The organism is Pseudomonas sp. LF020 (genome assembly GCF_053456425.1).
On sequence record NZ_JBRFIX010000008.1, the window covers coordinates 132778 to 133273 of the forward strand.

Sequence of the window (496 nt, forward strand, 5' to 3'; positions counted from 1 at the left end):
CGGCGTGGACGTTGACGGTGACGGCCAGTACCGCACCGACCATCACCCAGGCCGTGGATTCCAAAGGGGTAGCGATTGCCAAGGGCGGGAGCACCGTCGATACCACGGTCAAGTTGTCAGGGGCCGGGGCCAAAGGTCAGAAAGTCCAGATCAAGGATGGCGCCACCGTCAAAGGCGAGGCGACGGTTAACCTGACGACCGGCCTGTGGGAGCTGACCATGACAGGCTTGAGCGTGGCCGCTCACAGCTTCACCGCTATCGCACTGTATGGCAGTGGGCAGGTGTCCGCGGCGTGGACGTTGACGGTGACGGCCAGTACCGCACCGACCATCACCCAGGCCGTGGATTCCAAAGGGGTAGCGATTGCCAAGGGCGGGAGCACCGTCGATACCACGGTCAAGTTGTCAGGGGCCGGCGCCAAAGGTCAGAAAGTCCAGATCAAGGATGGCACCACCGTCAAAGGTGAAGCCACGGTTAACCTGACGACCGGCCTGTG

1 pseudogene is annotated in these 496 nt (G+C 62.7%); it reads left to right on the forward strand.

The annotated features are described in order from the left end of the window. A pseudogene (locus ACU680_RS19495) lies at positions 1–496 on the forward strand (hypothetical protein); the annotation flags it as partial.